The organism is Methylobacterium sp. B1 (assembly GCF_000333255.1).
GTDB lineage: Bacteria > Pseudomonadota > Alphaproteobacteria > Rhizobiales > Beijerinckiaceae > Methylobacterium > Methylobacterium fujisawaense.
The window spans coordinates 1-2,309 of sequence record NZ_BACT01000462.1; the positions used below are offsets into that span (position 1 = coordinate 1).

The following is a 2,309-nucleotide window of genomic DNA, read 5'->3' on the forward strand; positions in this document are numbered from 1 at the left end:
CCGCCTCTGCCGAGGCGCTGGGTCGAGCCTGTGCCCCGTCCGCACCCGGCATCCTCAGGTCGGGCGTTGCCCGAACGGGGCTGCGCCGCTACCTACGCCCTGCCGCGGGGCCCCTCGCCGACCGGCCCACGCCCCGCGTTCGCCGAGGACCCTCTGCATGGAGCTGCTCAAGCTCGCCGCCCTCGACATCGAGGACTTGACCGTGATCTCAGCCCACCTGCAGGACGCGATCCTCCGGCCGGAGGATCTGACCTATCTCGCCGGTGAGCAGCGCTTCCTCATGGCGGTGCGACGCTTCGACTGGACACCGGACGCCCCGCCCCGGCGGCGCCTCGCCGGCCTGCACATTGAGCGCGTCCGGGGCGTGAAGAGCCGCGGCCTGAAGCCGGGCGACGCCACGCCGATGAGCCTGCTCGCGCTGACCTTCGAACAGACGGATGCGCCGTCGGGTCACATCGATCTCGTCTTCTCGGGCGGTGCGGCCCTTCGGCTGGAGGTCGAGTGCATCGAGGTCCGGATGAAGGATCTCGGCCCGGTCTGGGAATCGGCCACCCGTCCCGGCCACGACATCGACACCGACACGACCGCCGGCCCGGCGGCCTGACGCGAGACAGAGAGCTTTCCGATGGTCCGGCTCGACAGCAGCGATCCGAATTTCGCCACCGCCTTCGCGCATCTCCTGACGGTGAAGCGTGAGATCGCCGAGGACGTGGACGAAGCGGTCCGCGCCATCATCGCCGACGTCGTCGCCCGCGGCGACGCGGCCCTGGTCGACTTCACGCGCCGCTTCGACCGGCTCGGCACCGATTTCTCAGCCGAGCACCTGCGGGTCACCGACGCGGAGATCGCCGCGGCGGTCGCCGCCTGTCCGCAGGAGTCCCTCGAGGCCCTGCGCCTCGCCGCCGAGCGGATCGAGAGCTTCCATCGGGCGCAGCGGCCCACGGACCATCGCGCCACCGACGCGCTGGGCGTCACCGCCGGCTGGCGCTGGACGGCGCTCGAATCGGTGGGGCTCTACGTCCCGGGCGGGACGGCGAGCTATCCCTCCTCGGTGCTGATGAACGCGCTCCCCGCCCGCGTCGCCGGCGTGCCGCGGCTCGTCATGGTCGTGCCGACCCCCGACGGCCAGATCAATCCGCTGGTCCTGGCCGCCGCGCAGCTCGCCGGCGTCCACGAGGTCTACCGGGTGGGCGGGGCCCAGGCGGTGGCCGCCCTCGCCTACGGCACCGCCACCATTGCTCCTGTCGCCAAGGTCGTCGGGCCCGGCAATGCCTGGGTCGCCGCGGCCAAGCGCCGGGTCTTCGGCCAGGTCGGGATCGACATGATCGCCGGCCCCTCCGAGGTGCTGATCCTGGCCGACGGCCACGCCAACCCGGACTGGGTCGCCGCCGACCTGCTGGCGCAGGCCGAGCACGACGTCGCCGCCCAGGCGATCCTGATCACCGACAGCGCAGACCTGGCGGACGCCGTTGAGGTGGCCGTCGAGCGCGCCCTCACCACCCTGCCCCGTCAGGAGATCGCCCGGGCGAGCTGGCGCGACTACGGCGCCGTCATCCGGGTCCGGACCTTCGACGAGGCCGTCCCCCTCGTCGACCGCCTCGCCCCCGAGCACCTGGAGATCGAGACGCAGGATGCGGAGGCGCTCGCCGCCAAGGTGCGCAATGCCGGGGCGATCTTCCTCGGCTCGCACACGCCGGAGGCGATCGGCGACTATGTCGGCGGCCCGAACCACGTCCTGCCCACCGCCCGGTCCGCCCGGTTCTCCTCCGGCCTCGGGGTGCTCGACTTCATGAAGCGGACGACGATCCTCGCCTGCACGCCGGAGAGCTTGCGGGCGCTCGGCCCGGCGGCGATAAACCTCGGCCGGTCCGAGGGCCTGGAGGGGCACGCCCGCTCCGTCGCGATCCGGTTGAACCTGTGAGGTTTTGGGGATGGCGGAGAAGCAGCGCGGGCCGAACCGCCTCGCGAAGGTGAGCCTGGACGAGGCGTCCATCGCCCGCGGCAACCCGGATCAGGAGCACGAGCGGGCCATCGCGCTCTTCGACATCCTGGAAGACAATGTCTTCGCGGTCCCGGGCCGAGAGGGCCCCTACGCCCTGACGCTGGGCCTCGTCGAGAACAAGCTGTCCTTCGCCATCACCACGGTGGAGGGCGAGCCGGTGATGACGCACCTCCTGTCGCTGACGCCGTTCCGTCGGGTGATCCGCGACTACGAGATGATCTGCGAGAGCTACTACAACGCGATCCGCACCGCCTCGCCATCGCAGATCGAGGCGATCGACATGGGTCGGCGGGGCCTGCACAACGAG

At 71.6% G+C, this 2,309-nt stretch carries 3 protein-coding genes; all 3 read left to right on the forward strand.

Going from position 1 to position 2,309, the window contains the following annotated elements; genetic code table 11:
- Positions 1 to 157 precede the first annotated feature (157 nt).
- Positions 158 to 604, forward strand: coding sequence for a DUF2948 family protein (locus I53_RS13420; RefSeq protein WP_043351500.1), 447 nt, complete (start codon positions 158 to 160; stop codon positions 602 to 604).
- A 21-nt stretch (positions 605 to 625) separates the two neighbouring features.
- Positions 626 to 1,921 (forward strand): histidinol dehydrogenase, encoded by a 1,296-nt coding sequence (gene hisD / locus I53_RS13425; RefSeq protein ID WP_043351501.1) that lies wholly within the window; start codon positions 626 to 628, stop codon positions 1,919 to 1,921.
- 10 nt (positions 1,922 to 1,931) lie between these two features.
- Positions 1,932 to 2,309: UPF0262 family protein (locus tag I53_RS13430; RefSeq protein ID WP_043351502.1), on the forward strand; the 378-nt coding region annotated here is incomplete at its 3' end.